Consider the following 16,162-nt stretch of genomic DNA (forward strand, 5'->3'; position numbering starts at 1 on the left):
CTGCGAGGGGTCCTATTTTGGACCTGTGCGTTGTCGCACCGGTGGCGAAGCTCACAGATGCGCCAGAATCGTGTAACGTGTGGCCGGCTCGGTGCCGGGGTGCGGGTCCTGGGCCGCGCCTTCGTAGAAGACGGCGAACTTGCCGTCGTCGTCCTTACCGACCACCAGGCCCAAGTCCTTGACCGACTTGGCCTTGAAAATCTCCGCGCTGCGTCGCGCCGCCGCAAAATCGTGATCCTGCGCCACCGCATCGCCTGGGTTAAAGTAAATGATCTCATCCATAATGCTCGCTCCCTTCCTGCTGACTCAAAGCACCGACGCAACCAGTCATGGCGGCGTCACCAGACGGCTGACCGCACCATCCAACGGCTCAGGCAGCCGGCGGCACTCGGCGGCCAGCCGCGGTTAACGGCCGCGGCGTCACCGAGTGGTCGGTCGCGCCACCCGCGACTCAGCCCAGCCGGCCACACCCCGAGCGCAACCGGGGCAATGCAACCGGCCGCACCTCGAACGAAGCGGCCGGTCGCCGGCTCACGACTTAGCCGCCTGCACGTCCTTGATCTTGGCCACCACCGACTTGGTGAACTGGGCGAACGCCGGCATGTCGCCTTCCGTCGCGTTTTGCTCGATTTTGACGGTGGTTGCCCCTCGCACGGCGCCGCTGGCTCGCAGGGCCGCCGTGAACAGGTCCGGCGCCGTGTTGTAATCCGCGCCGTAGAACGGATCGCCGGTGCCGACCACCCCGAACACCAAGGGGCCTTGGCTAAAGTCGACTTTCTCCAAATCGGCGTAGAAGTCCTCGGACTCCTCAGGAATGGTGCCGCCGGACCACGTGTAGGTCGACAGCACAATCGCGTCGTAGTCGTTCAGCGTCGCCGCGTCGGTTTGCTGCATGGTGCCGACGGTGGTCTCGGCGCCGGCGTGTTTGAAGAACTGATCCAGAATCCGCGCCATGCCCTTGGCATTGCCCGTGATCGATGCGTACAAAATCAACACTTTCATCGCGTTCACCTCTGCCTTCATTATACTAGGCCGGGCCTGGATGTAAAAGCTTTCACGAGTCGATTGCCTGACCCGGCCAAAAACGCGGCGCGTCACAGGGACGCGCCGCGCTGGCCGCGTGATTTCCCGGGAAATAATCTCGGGCGGGGAAACCACGCGTTAGTCTGCGTAATTAAAGTGGGTGAGCGGCGCCTGCTTGACGTCGGCGATGGTCTTGGTGCCGGCCAGCTGCATGGTGATTTCAAGCTCGTGGTTCAGCGCCTCAAACACGCTTTGAACCCCCTGGGCCCCACCCAACGCCAGGCCGTACACGGCAGGCCGGCCGATGGCGACCAGGTCGGCGCCGGCGGCCAGGGCCTTGAAGACGTGGCTGCCGCGGCGAACGCCGGAGTCGAAGATGATCGGTACCCGGTGGTTGACCGCCTTGGCAATGGCCGGCAGCACGTCGAACGAGGCCGGGCCGCCGTTGAGCTGGCGACCGCCGTGGTTGGAGACGTAGATGCCGGCCGCGCCGGCCCCGATGGCCAAAAGGGCGTCTTCGACGGACTCGATTCCCTTGACAATCACCGGCAGATCCGTGTGAGCCGCGATGCGCCGCACGTCATCCGGCCCGATTTTCTGGGCGGCGGCGGCGTAAATCTCGCCGATGCCCTGGCCCTTGCCGGCGCCTTCGGAGAACTTCTCGAGGTTGGCCATCGGAATCGGGAACTGGAAGTCGTTCACAATGTCGGCCTCGCGGTAGCCGTCGACGGTCGCGTCGACCGTCAGGATGATGGCCTTCACGCCGGCCTTTTTCGCCTCGTCCAGCAGGGCGTAGTTAAAGGTCCAGTCCTTGCTCATGTACAGCTGGAAGAACTGCGGGGCGCCGTGGCCGGCCGCCGCGGTGTCCGCAATGGACGTCGAGCTGTACGTGCTTTGGCTCATCAGGCCGCCGACCGCCGCGACGCCTTGGGCCGTGTCGACCTCGCCCTTGGCATGGGCGAGGCCCTGGGCGGCCACCGGCGCCATCATGATCGGCGTCTTCAGGTCGATGCCGAACACTGAGGTCGCAGTCGATGGCTGCTCAATGTTGGACAGCGCCTTGGGCACAATCTGGGCGTGGGTGAACGCCTGCGTGTTCTGGCGCAGCGTCCAGTCGTCCTCGGCGCCACCCACGATGTAGCCGAAACCACCCTTGGGAATAATCTTTTGCGCGTCTTTTTCAAGCGCCGGCAGGTTCACAATCTTCAGCGGTCGCTCGTTGTCGCTTTGTTCATAACCATTCACAATTGTCATAAGAATCCCTCCCAAAGTTGTTTACGAGGTCTATCTTATCACTTACTAAAGATAAGTAAAGCCGATTCACTGATTTTTTGTAAGAAAAAAGAGTCGCTGCCTGCGACTCAACCTTGTCTACTTGCCTGTTGGCTTGTGTTCCATGTAATCGCGGAGACTCGCCACGATCGACGGTTCCGGTGCCTCGCGCATTGCCTTGATGTTGTGGATGTGCTCGACGGACACGTGACTATTGAGCGCCATTTCAGTATCAGTCAGATTGTTCTTTCGCTGAAACGCGATGATCTCCTGAGAGAACGCACTTACTTGTTCCTTCTCACTCACGGTTGTAACCTCCTCGATTTGTATCCCCTTTAGTATACCGAACTTTGAGCCAAAAGAGCAGTTTATTTGCAGAGGGCGGAGACGAGCGAACTTAGCGAACCGGTTAGTGTGGCGCTGGCGGTTGAAGCGGTCCTTGCTTCAACCGCCAGCGCGAGCTAAACGCGTTTGCGTTGCGAGCCGGAACCCGTTTATCAGAGGGCGGAGACGAGCGAATTTAGCGGGACGGCTTGCCGAGCCGTGGCGCTTGGGGCCCGGGCCTGGCACCGGGTGACGCGGCGTAGCAAGCCGCCACCGCGTTGCGAGTCGGAGCCAGATTTGACCGCCAGCGGCCGCCACCTCACAAATCTTTGCCACTAAACTTGCGTAAGCGAACATTTGTTTGTATAATAGACTTAGAGCATGAGACTAGGGAGGGATTAGCCATGGATCATTTTGCCTACCTCAACGACCTGGCCGCGGCCCAGCACACCAAGCTGCGGGTGCGGCGCTTCGAGAACAAGAACGTGATCATCCGGCGCAACCTCGCCAACAACAACGGGCTGACCACCGCCGTGTGGGACGCCTGGCTGCGCCGCGAGCTGCGCGGCTTCGGCGGCTTCGAGCCGGTGATCGAAATCGATAACCTCGGCGAGCATCAGGACATCCACTTCTTTTCGGAGCGGCAGCTGGCCGACGCCGTCCATTACATCCTCAACGTCGACCACGCGGTGCTGGTCGGCTGACGCAAAAGCACGGACCCCCAATGTGGGAGCCCGTGCTTTTTTGAATTACTCGTCTTCGCCCAGCGGCAGGACCTTGATCACGGTTTCGTTGGGAACGCGAATCAGGTCGAAGCGCTGCGCCTGGTGGCCGATGTGCATGCCCAGGCCGTTCAGGAATGTGCTCTTGTAGGTGGCTCGCAGCGACGCCACCCAGGCCTTTTCCGCCGTGCGGTCCAGGGCGGCCAGGGCCGTGGTGTCCCACGGGTAGGCGGAGGCCTTGAGCGTCAGCGCGTTGGTCGCGCTGGCGATGTCGGCGTTGCGGCTGGTGATCTCGGTTTTGGCGCCTTCCGTCCAGTAGGTGTAGTAACGCACCGCGGCGGCATCGGCGCCGGTGCCCGTTTTGACCGTCACGTAGTAAGAGCGCGTCGCGTCCGGCTGGATGATCAGCTTGTGGTAGGTGTAATGCAGCCGGATGCTGGCGGTGTCGGTGTAGTCAACCGGCCGCAGCCAGGTCACCCAGCTCATGCCGTAGACGGCGGCGGCCAGCACGACCACCTCGATCAGGTCGACCAAAAGCGTGAGCCCGGCGCGGTTCTTGCGGTGCAGCACCAGCATGCGCAGGTGGCGGTGGCGAATGTTCAGCACGATGAAAATCAGGTAGCAGATCACAAGCACCCAGGCCGCGACCCCGATCAGGTTCCACATAATAGTCCTCCTATTGCGCTTGGTCTGCCTGCGCGACGGCGGCTTGGCCCAGCAGGTTCAGGTAGTTCCACGGCTTGTTGTAATGCGGATTGAACAGCATGTCCACGTAGGCCAAGTCGTCGATCGTGTTGCGGTTTTGAATCATCACCGACAGCAGGTTGGCCGACTGCACGATGTCGTACTTGCTGTAAAGCTGGGCCCCCAAGATACCGCGGGTCTCGGTGTTGTAAACCAGCCGCATCGTGATCGGCGCGGTGGTCGGCATGAACTCCGGTCGGTAGTTCTCCTTCAAGGTGACCGCGGCGGCCGGCAGCTTCAGCTTCAGCGCGTGGTCCAGGGTCAGGCCGGTGCAGGCCAGCGTGTGGTTGTACACGCGCATCGCGCTGGTCGACTGGGTCCCCATGTACTTCACGCGGTTGCCCAGCACGTTGATGCCGGCGAGCTTGCCCTGCCGCACCGCGTTGGTGGCCAGCGGCGCGTAGGCGTCCTTGCCCGTGGGGTTAAAATGCACCGCTACGGCATCCCCGGCGGCGTAAATGTCGGGATCCGAGGTCTGCATGTAGTCGTTGACGTGAATCGAGCCATCCGCGTTGGTCTTCACCTGGCCGTCGACCAGCTCGGTCATCGGCTGAAACCCGACGCACACCACCGCAAAATCGGCGGTGTGTTCCGTTTTGTCCGTGCGAATGTAGGCGTGGGACTCGTCGGAGTCGAACTGCAGCGCAATCTCGTTGAGGTGCGTGTCGACGCCATGCGCGTTGAGCTCGGCCTCGATCAAATCCCCGATCGGCGCATCGACGTAGTGGCTGAGCAGCCGGTGAACGCCGTTGATGAACAGCACGTGGTGACCGGTGCGGCTGTATGCCTCGGCCAGCTCGACGCCGATGTAGCCGCCGCCGACGATGGCGATGGTCTCCGCGTCCTTGGCGGTTTCCTTAATCGCCTTGGCGTCGTCTGCGTTCTTGCACATCAGGATGCGCGGCAGGCTGATGCCCTGAAGCGGCGGCACCACCGGGTACGAGCCGGTGGTGACGATCAGCTTGTCGTAGTCCTGGGTGAAGGACTCGCCGGTGGCCATGTTTTGGACCTCGAAGCGGTGGAACCGCGCGTCCAGCGCCGTGACGTCGTGGCGCAGATGCACGTGAACGTTCGGCCCCAGCGACTCCAAGCCGGCGGGGGAATCGTAGAACATCGATTCAAGCTTGGGAACCATGCCCTCGAGGTACAGGGCGATGCCGCAGGACAAAAAGCTGATGTCCGCGCGACGTTCAAAAATATCGACTTGGGCGTCCGGCTGCTTTGCCAGGATCTCGTGAACAGCCGCAGTCCCCGCGTGGGTGCAGCCGACGACAGCAATTTTCATGAATGCCGCTTCCTCCGTTAGTGTGATAGTAGGCCGTATACATTATGCCACAAGTTTGGCCAAATCAGAAGCCGCCGCTGCCGGCCATTTTTCCCACGGTGACAGCTCGCCGTTATGGTATGATGAGTGAAGAAAATCGTCAGTAGGAGATGAAGGCGTGTTCCCGTATGACAAGTTGCGGACCCTGAACGGCCTCGAGTCGGCCGTTTACACCTATATCAACCAGCACCAGGCCAGCGTGGAGAAGATGACCATCCGTGAGCTGGCGGAAAAGGCCCATGTCAGCACCACCACGATTCTGCGCTTCGCCAACAAAATGGGCTTTGAGGGCTACTCCGAGCTCCGCTACGCCCTCAAACAGCACCGCGCCAAGCTCGCCGCCGCCCAGCCCCAAACCGGCTACGACATCTCCATTCCCGTCGCCGAATTCTTCGAAAGCGTGAACTCCCCGGACTTCACGCAGCTGATCGACCGGGCGTTGACCCACATTCAACCGGCGCCGATGGTCCTGCTTTGCGGCATCGGCACCGGCCAGGCCCTCGCCGAGTACGGTGCGAGGTACTGGTCCAACGTCGGCAAGTTCAGCCTGGCCATCACCGACACCGATTACCCGTTCCCGGTCCAAAACCCGGTCCTGCAAGACACCGTGATGATCGCCCTGTCCGTGTCCGGCGAAAGCCAGCAGGTGATCGAAATGGCCTCCCGGGCCCAGCAAAACGGCGTGTTCGTGATCGCCCTGACCAACCGCTCGGACTCGACGCTGGCTCACATGTCCGACCTGGTCTTGGCCTACTACATGCCCGAAATCAAGCACGGCGACCTGAACCTCACCACCCAGGTGCCGATCATCTACCTGATCGAGCTGTTGGCCCACAAGCTGGCCGACGCCCAGGCCGCAGAGACGCTTTAGCCCATAGCACCCCACCCGACTGCCGCCGGGTGGGGTTTTTTGGCGTGGCCGGCCGCTCCGGGTTGGGGTGGCGTGGCCGTCTGACCGCCTGTCGGGTGGGGGTGGCGTGGCCGGTACTGCGATGGGCGGGGTGCGGCCGCCGCTCCCAGCAATCGCAGCGCTGGCCGGCAAGCCCTGCGGCGACCGGCAACCGTGCGGTCACGTGGTAACTGGCGACCGCACCACCACGATTGCCCGGGAAATTCGGCGGCCGGGCCGTGACAAGTTCCATTGCGACAAATATTGTCCAGGTCGCATCTAACCGCTACCATAACCACCCGGTGCCGCCACAAGCGCCGGCGTTGCGGCGCATGCGTTGCCACCGCCGCGACGCCCCCTCGCGCCGCGACCCGGCGGCCAAATAATTAACCACCATATCTAATTATTGTACATGGGGTTGGTCAATCGGTTACGCTTAGATTGTGGCAGGAACGCCACCGAATTCTGGCCAGGATTCCATTTTTGCACCGCACTCCCACCACCGGGCCCAGCCCGGCTTGACGCGCCGCTCGCCGGCGCCTAAGTTAGGAGGAACACTTTATGGAAGCTTTGATGAATTGGCTTGAAAAATATGTCGTGCCCGTCGCGGCGAAGATCGGCTCAATTCGCTGGCTGGTGGCGCTGCGTGACGCCTTCATCGCCACCATGCCGATCACCATGGCCGGTTCCCTGGCCACCCTTTTTAACGCCCTTTTAGGTACCTACCCCGCGCAATGGGGCTGGAACGGCTTCGTCGACTTCGTGCAGCCGTTCATCGCGGTGAACTCGACCATCGGCACCGCGTCCTTGACCATTTTTGGGGTCTTCTTCGCCGCCATGTGGGGCTACCACCTGTCCAGCCAGTACGACGTGGATGGCGTGGCCGGCGCCTTGGTGTCCTTGGCCGCCTTCTTCATGGGCATCAACGGCACCGCAAGCATTGTCTTGGGCAATAACCTGTCCAAGGCCGCAACCAAAATTCTGACGGACGCCGGTGTCGTGGTCGGCGACAAGGCGCTGACCATCAACTCCGCCTTTTCCACCTCGAACCTCGGCTCCACCAGCCTGTTCACCGCCATGCTCTTCGGGGCCCTGGCCTCGGTGATCTACATCTGGCTGATGCGCAAAGACATCACGATCAAGATGCCCGACAGTGTGCCGCCGGCCGTCGCCAAGGCCTTCACGTCCCTGATTCCGGGGATCGCGGCGCTGTACGTGGTGTCGATTGTCAACCACATTTTCACCAGCGTCACCGGCCACGTGTTCGGGGACTGGCTCTCCGCCACGATTCAGGCGCCGCTGCTCCACGCCGGGCAAGGTGCCGGCATGGTGATCCTGGTCACGCTGCTGGTCCAGGTGTTCTGGTTCTTCGGGATTCACGGGCCGAACGTGTTGGCCCCGGTCCTGGAGTCCATCTGGGGTACTTCCCAGATTCAAAACATCCAGGCGCTGGCTGCCGGCGATGCGCTGCCGTTCAAGTGGGTGCGTGGCTCCTTTGACGCCTACGTGTGGTTCGGCGGCTCCGGTGGGACCATTGTGCTTTTGATTGCCCTGCTGATTTTCTCCAAACGGGCCGACGAAAAGGCCGTGGCCAAGCTGGCCTTGGCCCCTGGCCTGTTCAACATCAACGAACCCGTGATGTTCGGGCTGCCGATTGTGCTGAACGCCATCTACTTCATCCCGTTCCTCCTGGCCCCGGTGGTCAACGTGACCGTCGCCTACTTCGTGACCGCGGCCGGCTGGGTGAACCCGGTGCAGATTGCGGTGCCTTGGATCACGCCGCCAGTGCTGAACGCCGTGATGGCGACCAACTTCGACTGGCGAGCCGGTGCCTTGGCCATCTTCAACATGATTGTCGCCTTCGCCATCTGGGTGCCGTTCGTCATGGCCTCCAGCCGGGTGCAAGAGGCGCAGCCGCAGGAATAAGCTGAACGCAACACCTACCGAAAATGCCGGGCCGCCGCCCGGCATTTTTGCGTGGCCGCGGTCGGGGTTGCCGGGGTCGTCGCGGTCGGGTCGTCGCGGTCGGGTCGCCGGTGTCGCGACCGTCGCGACACCGGAATATTTCCCGTCATGAATGCGGTTGCCCGTTCCCGCAGCGAACCGGCGAACCGCGTGAAATCGGACACACCGGCCACCACCGGCCGGGAAAACGCTGCCGTCTTTGGAATTTGTTCCAAATATAAAACTTGTTTTATAAATGTTCCTGCGTTTTTTTGTACGCTTAAATCCTATACTTTTGAGGTGCAACCGGTTACACTTGGCATTGTGGCCGTGCGGGTCACATCGATTTCGGCCGAAATCGGGAGCTGTCACTGGTCCTATCCGGGGGGGTTGGATCAGTTAGCCACCATCATCAGACGTGATGGCCGGCGGCGAATGCGGCTCATCGAATCATTGTTTGTACACACTAGTCCATACATGTCCCCACCAATGCGTGACATGTCATGAATTCGACCAGCGGGTACGCAAGGGTTTGCTCAAATCTTAGGGAGGTTAGATATATGCAAGCAATTATGAATTGGCTTGAAAAGTACGTCGTGCCTGTTGCGGCGAAAATCGGCTCAATTCGGTGGTTGGTTGCGCTGCGTGATGCCTTTATCGCCACGCTGCCAATCACCATGGCTGGTTCTTTGTCCACCTTGCTGAACGCGCTGCTTCAAACCTACCCAACTCAATGGGGTTGGGACGGCTTCGTTCAGGCGGTTCAGCCGATCATCACGATCGACAACACGGTAGGGACGGCATCGCTGACGATCTTCGCGATCTTCTTCGCGGCAATGTGGGGCTACAACCTGTCCAGCCAGTACGATGTTGACGGCGTCGCCGGGACCTTGATTTCCCTGGCTGCCTTCTTCATGGGTATCAACGGGACGACCACGTTCGCCATCGATACCGCCAAGTTCGGTAAGCTCGGTGCTGCCGCAGTTAAGACCCTGACCGACGCTGGTGCTCCGGCGACCAGCTCTTCCGTCACCGTCAACTCTGCGTTCTCCACGGCTAACTTAGGTTCTGCAAGTCTGTTTACTGCCATGATTTTCGGTGCCTTGGCGCTGGTTGTATACATTTTCCTGATGAAGAAGGATATCTCCATCAAGATGCCAGACACCGTCCCACCTGCAGTTTCTAAGGCCTTCACTTCCCTGATCCCAGGGATCGCGGCCCTGTACCTGGTTGCCATCATCAACTACTTCTTCACCACCTTCACCGGCAAAGTGTTCGGGGACTGGCTGTCTGCCACGATCCAGGCACCGCTGCTGCACGCAGGTCAGAGCGGCTGGATGGTTATCCTGGTTTCCCTGCTCGTTCAGGTCTTCTGGTTCTTCGGGATCCATGGTCCTAACGTGCTCGGCCCGGTTCTGGAATCCATCTGGGGGACTTCCCAGATTCAAAACATCCAGGCCCTGGCCAACCACCAGCCACTTCCGTTCCAGTGGGTTCGCGGATCCTTCGATGCCTACGTTTGGTTCGGCGGTTCAGGTGGTACCATCGTTCTGCTGATTGCGATCCTGATCTTCTCCAAGCGTGCCGATGAACGCACCGTCGCAAAGCTGGCCTTTGCCCCTGGTCTGTTCAACATCAACGAGCCTGTTATGTTCGGTCTGCCAATCGTTTTGAACGCGGTTTACTTCATTCCGTTCATCGTGGCTCCTGTTGTCAACACCATCATCGCTTACCTTGTCACCATCGCTGGCTGGGTCAACCCAGTTCAGATTGCGGTGCCTTGGATCACCCCACCGGTTCTGAACGCCTTCATGGCGACGAACTTCGACTTCCGTGCTGCGCTGCTCGCGCTGTTCAACATGGTTGTCGCCTTCGTCATCTGGATGCCGTTCGTCCTGGCCTCCAGCAAGGTTCAGGAAGAATCCGTCGAGGACTAAGCAACAGCCCAAAGCAGGCGGCACAACGCGTTGGCGTTGCGCCGCCTGTTCGTTTCTCTGGGACAACGCCGGAGGCTTGGCCCTGCTGGTTGCGCTTACCCGGGCCAAAGGCTTATCATGTAGTTGTACCCACCAATAATCAAAGGAGCCAATCTCATGATTTTTATTAACGCACCGATTTCCGCCGACAAGATGATCGAAACCCTCAACGCTTACAACGAAAACGGCGTCACGTTCAAGTTCGTCAAGAAGTCCGGCATGAAGCTGCTGTTCGAAACCAACATGGAAGACCTCGATGCCGCCGCCAAGCTGGCGAAGGCAACGATCAAGGCGCAACGCTGGGCGTCTGTTCTCTACTTCCAAGTTGGCGTCGAGAAGTAAGTGAAAAAGAGCTACGGCTCCGCCGGGTTGCTGTTCCTGGCTATCGGGTTTTACCTGATTATGTACTCGCCAGCGGGCCCTGGGGTCAGCAATCCGCGTCCCGTTCCCTTGACGATTGGCGTCGCGTTCGCGCTGCTCGGCTTTTGGCTGATCACGCGTCGCAGCAAGAAGCACAAGGCCGAGTCTTCGGAATCGGATAAGCAGACACATTAAAGAATCGGCCTCGTCGCATTGCGGCGGGGCCGATTTTTGCAGTTCTCACGCCTCAAGGGCAGTCAGGAAGGCGAGCAGTCGCCGCACATCCACCGGCTGAAGGTGGCCGATTGGCGTGAAATTCGGCAGGTCAGCCGGATTCAGGATGTTGTTCAGATCAATCCAAGACGGCTTGCGCAACCCCGCACCTTGCCAGTCGGTAATGGCGAAGTACTTCGCGCGAATCTGCGGCGACTTGCGCTGGTATTGGGATGTGATTTTGAATGCCCGAGGCTGCCCGAGCGCGTCAAAAATCAGGACTGGTCGCGCCTTGCCGCGGCCGTCCCGATCGGCGAACGTAACGTAGGCGATACCGACGCTATTCGTCTTCATCGTCATCACCCAGCAGGTAATCCGCAACGGCCTTTTTACCGGTGATAAGCGGTGCATCGTATTCGGCGACGGCCTGGTTCAGGGCCAGTGCCGTCTTCTCGTCTTCAGTCAGGCTCAGGCTGAAAGGCACCGCGCCTTCTGCCACCGCTCGCTTGTACATCGCGGTGATCACGGCGGTCGGCGTCAGACCGAGCTGTGCGAAAACCGCATTGGCCTCATCGTTCAGTTCCTGATCAATCTTAATCTGAAGCCGCTTTTTGTCATGAATCATGGCGAGACTCCTTTCGCATTCGGCATCTATCACTACCATCGTACTCACTTAATGGTACCATGGGCAGTATCAGAAAGTAAATCGGCCTCGTCGCATTGCGGCGGGGCCGATTCTTGCAGTTGAGTGGGTCACGCCGGGACCGGCCGGTCGGTTGGTCAACCAGCGCCGGCATCAAAAAAGCCGCCGCGGGGGGCGGCGGCTCAAAGCTTACGCGTTACCGAGGAGGGTTTGGATGCACATCCAGATCAGGTAGATGGTCACCGGCACGATCAGGACAGTCATGCAGCCGATCATCGCCCGGGCCTGGAGGGTGGTGTTGCTGGCGATGTTTTCGAAGCCGTTGTTGCGGGTCACGTGCTCGGTGACTTCGATGTCTTGCATCCCCGGAATGGTCAGGAGGTTGCGCTTGAACTGCTCACCGTTGACCTTCGTCAAACTCTCGGTGAACACGTTGCCGTCGCTGGTCTGAAAATCCAGCACGTACCACATGCGGTTCTCGCGCTGCCAGGTCTTCTGCGCGTTGACCAGGCCCCCATCAGCCGAGCCGGTCGCCTGCGCGATGCTGTCGACCAAACCGCGCCGGCGGGGCTTGGCCGCGGCTTGGGGAGCCGGACTCGCGTCGGCCGGCGCCGCGGCCGACGCCGTGCCTGGGGCGGCCGCTGCGGTGTCGGCGACCCGGGTGGTTTCGGCGGCCTGGGTGGTCGATGCCGCCGTCGCCCCTCGCTCGGCCGCTGGGGCGTCGGCCTCCGGAACCTGCCCGGACTTGCCAGCCGTCGCGCTTTTCGCCGCGTCGGTTTGGCCCCCGGCCCCCGGCATCTTGAGCTGCGTGTTCACCGGTTTTTGGGTCAAGTAGTTCAGCGACCGCTCCGCCAGCTGGAGCTTTTTGATGTGGTCGTAGGGGTAGGAGAAGTAGGCCGCGTCGTTGTCCAGGAACTCGATGACCGTGAAAAACAAGATGCGCGTGGTGGTGAACACCATCAGGCGGTTGCCGCGCAGGCTGTCTTGCGCCTTCAGGTACTGCTTGGTGTCTTCTGTCTTGGGGGCGTACATGCCCATCACGCCGTCGGTTGCCATCGCGGAGTTCTCCTCGTTGGTCATCGGCATCATGTTGACGATGCGCTCGCCGGGCTCAAGCATGGCCGTCACCTTGGCCAGCACCTGCTGCATCGTGATGTACAAGGACGCCTTCCGCGCGTTGTAGCGCTGCTGCAGGTAGTCGCTCAGGCCGACCGGGCGGGTCTTGATCCCGTTCATGCCGTTGACGACCTCGACGAACGGGTTACTCAGAATAGGCATTGAGGCCACCTCCTTGGCGCAACTTCTTGCGTCCGCGCGACAGGTGCTGATACACGGTGCTGCGGCGCATGTGCAGGGCCCGGGCGATCTGCGCCGGGATCTGGTCCTGGTTGAAAAAACGTTCGAACACCGCCCGTTCGTCGTCACTCAACGCGGCAAACAGCGCGGTCGTGTCCAGCGGCGCCGCCGGTTCGGGGGCCGGCTCGACCAGATTCACCGTGTCGATGTCCAGAAACTGGAAGCTGGCGGCCAGCCCCCGCTGGTAGTCGCGCGTTTGGTTCTGGGCGATCGCCCCCAGCCAGTTCTTGAAGCTGCCCTTGGCCGGGTCGAACTGGTCGATTTTGGTCCAGACCTTGTAGTACGTGCGGTTCTCGATGTCGCTGGTGTAGCCGCGTTCGTAGGCGCTGGTCATGTTGTGCCAGACCACCTGCCGGACGAACGCGCCGTACGTCTCGATCAGGGCCAGCATCGCCTGGTCGTCGTGCAGCCTCAGCGCCGCCACCAATGCCGAATCGTCCATGTCCCCACCTCCTATTCTCTCCTCACCCTATAATACGGCGGCGCCTCCCGATTTCTGACAGCGGTCGCATAATTATTTTGCTGGCCGCCAAAAAGGCCGCCGACGAATCGGCGACCACCGCGCAAAAGTGATACAAAAAAAATCAGCCCCGCGCGACCCCCTCGCTGTGGCGAGGCTTCGCACCACCTAGTCAAAACAACGCCGCTCCTGTTACACTAATGGTTAGCAGACAAAGTGATATGAGCGGTGGTACCCAATCGAAAGAGGGTGATGCCAATGGTGGAATGACCGTTGGCCGTCGGAATCTGGTAGAAAGGAGTACAGTGCAACCTCATGACCTCGTTCCTACAAGAGGCCATCGTGATCATCAGCGAGCTCGCCGGCTTGCTATACGTGGCGACACGTTGTTGCAAAACGGCGACCGGCTTTCTCAAAGAAGTCCGCAAGCTGAGGCACGAATTCCGAAAGTTCAGGAAATGAGCAAGCAAAAACGCCGCCCGATTAACTTTGCACAGTTGGAAGGCGGCGTAATGTTTGCAAGATAACAGGTGCTACCGCTCTTAACGCGGCAGTCTGCGCGGGACGACGCTCTTGCCTGGGCGTCGTCCTTTGTGTATTCAGTATAACACGGACGAATTCTAGGCGTAAAGCGGCTGGTCGCGGGCAATCGATCCGCCAAGCGTGACTGGTCCTGCCTTTTTAGTACCGCATCACCGCACAGGCCGGCACAGCCAAAAGCTCGGCCGGCAGCACCCGCACCTGGCCGCCACGGGCCAGCGCGTAGTCGGCCAGGTCGTTGAGCAGGTTGTTATGCACCGCCCGGGGCGACTCACGGTCGAGGGTGAAGTCCGGGTTCAACAGCGCGTTGATCCGGGCCCCTTGCTGGATCACCAGCATCGCCACGGCGCCGTCGGCCACGGCAGCGGCGATGGTCGCCAGATCATCCGAGAACCGGGCGCTGCCCCGGGCGTAGTCGATTTCCGCCAGCGTTTTCTGGTGGTCGCGCAGGCTGTGGTCCAGCCGCAGCGCGTCGACCTGGACGTCGAGCTCCTGCAGGCTGAGGTCGTAGGCGTTGAGCTCCAGCTGCATCGAGCCGCTCAGGTGCGGGTTCTTGCTGACCTGGCGGAAGACGGCGAGGTTTTGCCGGAGCCCCGCCGGAATCAGCCGCCGGGCAAAAGGCTTGGAGTAATGGTCGGCGATGTAGGCATCGACGGCCTGGTAGTAGCGGCGGCGGTCGACCTCCGCCACGGCGGCCTTCTCGTTGTGGCCGTGGTAGCCGACGTGGCCGGCGCCGCGCGACACGCTGTTAAGGCCGCCGCCGCGCAGCTCGGTGCCAAGCGCGGCCTCAAGCGTCACCGGGGCGTCTTGCGGCAGCGCCACCTGGGTCAGGTGGTCGCCGTCGTTGCGGTACAGCGCGATGCGGTCGGTCGCAAGCGTCAGCAGGTCAAAGTCAAACTGGCGCTGCACGTCCAAAATCAGCGGCAGCACCTGCGGCAGCGCGGTCACCATCGCGGTTTCCTGGACCGGGTAGGCCAGGGTGCGGGTGTAGCGGGCCCCGCTTGCGACGATCACGCACAGACCGGCGCCGTCGAGCCGGGCGAGCTGGGCGGCATCCAGCAGGTCGCCGCCCAGCTGCGAGCCAAAATCGGTCCAGTCGCTGGCCGGCCAAGTCTCGGCCATCACCGCCTGGGCGTGGTCGGTCAGGTGGCGCATTTTCAGCCGCAGCTTGTCACCGTCGTGGGTGGTCAGCGGCAGGTACAGGGTCACGAACGGGCCGTCCGAGGCGGCCAGGAATTGTTGCAGTGTCAGTTCGGTTTGCGTCAGCATTGCGGTCTCTCCCTTCGTTCTGGGCAACGGGTCACAACCTCAGAATATCAGAATGGTAATATCTGACACAAAGAATTAGCTCACACCGCTCGCGGTCGCAAAAAACCGCCGCAACCCGAAAGTTGCGGCGGCCGCGCCGAAGCCACCGCACTTACACGACGCGGTGGCCTTGGCCTGATTCGGTTACGTTCCTGACTTCTACTGACCGTGGTGGTGCCATTGCGCCCACCGGTCCCGGACACCGCGCGGCTAACTCGCTTGGGAGTGGCGGTGGCCGGCCTGCAGCCGGTGGGGTGGTGCGAATCCGGGTCCCTGGTTTCCCCTCGCTTGATTCCGGGGTTGCACTAAAACTCTCGAGCTCAAAGCCGTGTGGCAATACACTGCGGCTTGGCATGGGTGGGGGCTGCGGTGCGAGCCGCAGGATGTGCCCCGCGCGGTGGATAACAAAGCAGCTGTGGCCTTTTGCTGCCTCCCCGCACAAGAACAATCATTCGCGGATAGCTTAACACCGGACCAGTTTACCGTCAAACAATTTGACTCGCAACGGTCAAAAAGCCATCGGGCCGCGGTGCTAGCGCCTTTACCACCGACTCAGGTGGTCGTCCCGTGCGACTCAACCAATGCGTTGCGAGACCCCGCCCGATTATTGGTTCGCCGGCGCCAGCTTGTACAGGCCGTACGTCCAGGCCTTGCTGGTGGCGGGGTGCCGGTAGCGAACCACGACGCACCGGGCGTGGCCGGGATTGGGGAACGACACGTTGCGATAGCTGATCCGACTGGCCTGCGAGGGCCGCGTCACAATGGTGAAGGCCGCCGGCGCCTGGGGCCGCGCCTGCACCCCCAAGACCAGCGCGACGCCGAGCAACACGCCGGCCAGCACCCCGATGCCGAACTTGAGCCACTTTTTCATTAATCTTCCTCCCCCAAAACGTGCAATATTCAGAATCCGGAATAACCTTAACGCTTTGGACAAAAAAGTCGTAAGCACCCAATAATCGACCGTCTTGCAAACTGAGAAGGGCCGCAATCCTATTTTTGGATTGCGACCCTTCATTGCTTACGCGGTTTCGCTAGTTGCTGGCTTTAGATGCTGATTCCAAGGT

At 61.0% G+C, this 16,162-nt stretch carries 18 protein-coding genes; 6 read left to right on the plus strand and 12 right to left on the minus strand.

All coding sequences use genetic code 11. The features are described from left to right. Nucleotides 1-51: 51 nt before the first annotated feature. From NUH19_RS07235 to NUH19_RS07250, 4 genes are all read right to left on the minus strand, one after another. On the minus strand, nt 52-282 hold the full coding sequence (locus NUH19_RS07235; protein WP_262315881.1) for a hypothetical protein: 231 nt from the start codon (nt 280-282) through the stop codon (nt 52-54). A gap of 249 nt (nt 283-531) precedes the next feature. Further along, nucleotides 532-1,002 carry a flavodoxin domain-containing protein gene (locus tag NUH19_RS07240; RefSeq protein ID WP_262315882.1) on the minus strand — a complete coding sequence of 157 codons (471 nt, stop codon included), beginning with the start codon at nt 1,000-1,002 and terminating at the stop codon, nt 532-534. A gap of 159 nt (nt 1,003-1,161) precedes the next feature. Next, complete coding sequence (locus tag NUH19_RS07245; protein WP_262315883.1) at nt 1,162-2,277, minus strand: lactate oxidase; 1,116 nt, start codon at nt 2,275-2,277, stop codon at nt 1,162-1,164. Between the two features lie 117 nt (nt 2,278-2,394). Next, a complete protein-coding gene (locus NUH19_RS07250) occupies nt 2,395-2,601 on the minus strand; it encodes an LBP_cg2779 family protein (RefSeq protein ID WP_262315884.1) in 207 nt (68 codons plus the stop codon). 422 nt (nt 2,602-3,023) lie between these two features. Between NUH19_RS07250 and NUH19_RS07255 the strand changes: the two genes are divergently transcribed. Beyond that, a complete protein-coding gene (locus NUH19_RS07255; RefSeq protein ID WP_262315885.1) occupies nt 3,024-3,323 on the plus strand; it encodes a hypothetical protein in 300 nt (99 codons plus the stop codon). Between the two features lie 45 nt (nt 3,324-3,368). Here NUH19_RS07255 and NUH19_RS07260 read toward each other — a convergent pair whose 3' ends face one another. Together NUH19_RS07260 and NUH19_RS07265 are read right to left on the minus strand one after the other, a co-directional pair. After that, entirely contained in the window at nt 3,369-4,007 is a 639-nt protein-coding gene (locus NUH19_RS07260; protein ID WP_262315886.1) for an LVIS_2131 family protein, read from the minus strand. 10 nt (nt 4,008-4,017) lie between these two features. After that, nucleotides 4,018-5,370, minus strand: coding sequence for an FAD-dependent oxidoreductase (locus NUH19_RS07265; protein ID WP_262315887.1), 1,353 nt, complete (start codon nt 5,368-5,370; stop codon nt 4,018-4,020). Nucleotides 5,371-5,527: 157 nt separating this feature from the next. Between NUH19_RS07265 and NUH19_RS07270 the strand changes: the two genes are divergently transcribed. The 5 genes from NUH19_RS07270 to NUH19_RS07290 all read left to right on the plus strand — a co-directional run bounded on the left by NUH19_RS07270 (nt 5,528) and on the right by NUH19_RS07290 (nt 10,773). After that, the gene (locus NUH19_RS07270) at nt 5,528-6,280 is read left to right on the plus strand and encodes a MurR/RpiR family transcriptional regulator (RefSeq protein WP_262315888.1); all 753 of its coding nucleotides are present in this window, start codon (nt 5,528-5,530) and stop codon (nt 6,278-6,280) included. 579 nt (nt 6,281-6,859) lie between these two features. Beyond that, the gene (locus NUH19_RS07275) at nt 6,860-8,224 is read left to right on the plus strand and encodes a PTS sugar transporter subunit IIC (RefSeq protein WP_262315889.1); all 1,365 of its coding nucleotides are present in this window, start codon (nt 6,860-6,862) and stop codon (nt 8,222-8,224) included. A 578-nt stretch (nt 8,225-8,802) separates the two neighbouring features. Then, a complete protein-coding gene (locus NUH19_RS07280; RefSeq protein ID WP_262315890.1) occupies nt 8,803-10,179 on the plus strand; it encodes a PTS sugar transporter subunit IIC in 1,377 nt (458 codons plus the stop codon). 156 nt (nt 10,180-10,335) lie between these two features. After that, a complete protein-coding gene (locus tag NUH19_RS07285) occupies nt 10,336-10,560 on the plus strand; it encodes a hypothetical protein (protein WP_262315891.1) in 225 nt (74 codons plus the stop codon). Continuing rightward, nucleotides 10,561-10,773: a hypothetical protein gene (locus NUH19_RS07290; protein ID WP_262315892.1), complete on the plus strand. Its 213-nt coding sequence runs from the start codon at nt 10,561-10,563 to the stop codon at nt 10,771-10,773. A 45-nt stretch (nt 10,774-10,818) separates the two neighbouring features. Here NUH19_RS07290 and NUH19_RS07295 read toward each other — a convergent pair whose 3' ends face one another. The 6 genes from NUH19_RS07295 to NUH19_RS07320 all read right to left on the minus strand — a co-directional run bounded on the left by NUH19_RS07295 (nt 10,819) and on the right by NUH19_RS07320 (nt 15,969). Further along, a complete protein-coding gene (locus NUH19_RS07295; RefSeq protein ID WP_262315893.1) occupies nt 10,819-11,145 on the minus strand; it encodes a hypothetical protein in 327 nt (108 codons plus the stop codon). After that, nucleotides 11,132-11,416 (minus strand): type II toxin-antitoxin system RelB/DinJ family antitoxin, encoded by a 285-nt coding sequence (locus NUH19_RS07300; RefSeq protein ID WP_262315894.1) that lies wholly within the window; start codon nt 11,414-11,416, stop codon nt 11,132-11,134. The genes NUH19_RS07295 and NUH19_RS07300 overlap by 14 nt, the downstream gene beginning before the upstream one ends. A gap of 207 nt (nt 11,417-11,623) precedes the next feature. After that, nucleotides 11,624-12,712 carry a hypothetical protein gene (locus NUH19_RS07305; protein WP_262315895.1) on the minus strand — a complete coding sequence of 363 codons (1,089 nt, stop codon included), beginning with the start codon at nt 12,710-12,712 and terminating at the stop codon, nt 11,624-11,626. Continuing rightward, a complete protein-coding gene (locus NUH19_RS07310) occupies nt 12,696-13,232 on the minus strand; it encodes an RNA polymerase sigma factor (protein WP_262315896.1) in 537 nt (178 codons plus the stop codon). The genes NUH19_RS07305 and NUH19_RS07310 overlap by 17 nt, the downstream gene beginning before the upstream one ends. A gap of 699 nt (nt 13,233-13,931) precedes the next feature. Continuing rightward, entirely contained in the window at nt 13,932-15,059 is a 1,128-nt protein-coding gene (locus NUH19_RS07315) for a baeRF6 domain-containing protein (RefSeq protein ID WP_262315897.1), read from the minus strand. A gap of 643 nt (nt 15,060-15,702) precedes the next feature. Continuing rightward, nucleotides 15,703-15,969 (minus strand): hypothetical protein, encoded by a 267-nt coding sequence (locus NUH19_RS07320; protein WP_262315898.1) that lies wholly within the window; start codon nt 15,967-15,969, stop codon nt 15,703-15,705. Between the last annotated feature and the right edge of the window lie 193 nt (nt 15,970-16,162).

The sequence above is a fragment of the Lacticaseibacillus parakribbianus genome, assembly GCF_025490915.1.
In the GTDB taxonomy this organism is placed as follows: Bacteria; Bacillota; Bacilli; order Lactobacillales; family Lactobacillaceae; genus Lacticaseibacillus; species Lacticaseibacillus parakribbianus.

Coding starts and splice junctions, on each gene's coding strand:
- NUH19_RS07235 (WP_262315881.1), bottom strand. CDS start 282: ATGGATGAGATCATTTACTTTAACCCAGGCGATGCGGTGGCGCAGGAT.
- NUH19_RS07240 (WP_262315882.1), bottom strand. CDS start 1,002: ATGAAAGTGTTGATTTTGTACGCATCGATCACGGGCAATGCCAAGGGC.
- NUH19_RS07245 (WP_262315883.1), bottom strand. CDS start 2,277: ATGACAATTGTGAATGGTTATGAACAAAGCGACAACGAGCGACCGCTG.
- NUH19_RS07255 (WP_262315885.1), top strand. CDS start 3,024: ATGGATCATTTTGCCTACCTCAACGACCTGGCCGCGGCCCAGCACACC.
- NUH19_RS07260 (WP_262315886.1), bottom strand. CDS start 4,007: ATGTGGAACCTGATCGGGGTCGCGGCCTGGGTGCTTGTGATCTGCTAC.
- NUH19_RS07265 (WP_262315887.1), bottom strand. CDS start 5,370: ATGAAAATTGCTGTCGTCGGCTGCACCCACGCGGGGACTGCGGCTGTT.
- NUH19_RS07275 (WP_262315889.1), top strand. CDS start 6,860: ATGGAAGCTTTGATGAATTGGCTTGAAAAATATGTCGTGCCCGTCGCG.
- NUH19_RS07280 (WP_262315890.1), top strand. CDS start 8,803: ATGCAAGCAATTATGAATTGGCTTGAAAAGTACGTCGTGCCTGTTGCG.
- NUH19_RS07285 (WP_262315891.1), top strand. CDS start 10,336: ATGATTTTTATTAACGCACCGATTTCCGCCGACAAGATGATCGAAACC.
- NUH19_RS07295 (WP_262315893.1), bottom strand. CDS start 11,145: ATGAAGACGAATAGCGTCGGTATCGCCTACGTTACGTTCGCCGATCGG.
- NUH19_RS07300 (WP_262315894.1), bottom strand. CDS start 11,416: ATGATTCATGACAAAAAGCGGCTTCAGATTAAGATTGATCAGGAACTG.
- NUH19_RS07305 (WP_262315895.1), bottom strand. CDS start 12,712: ATGCCTATTCTGAGTAACCCGTTCGTCGAGGTCGTCAACGGCATGAAC.
- NUH19_RS07310 (WP_262315896.1), bottom strand. CDS start 13,232: ATGGACGATTCGGCATTGGTGGCGGCGCTGAGGCTGCACGACGACCAG.
- NUH19_RS07315 (WP_262315897.1), bottom strand. CDS start 15,059: ATGCTGACGCAAACCGAACTGACACTGCAACAATTCCTGGCCGCCTCG.
- NUH19_RS07320 (WP_262315898.1), bottom strand. CDS start 15,969: ATGAAAAAGTGGCTCAAGTTCGGCATCGGGGTGCTGGCCGGCGTGTTG.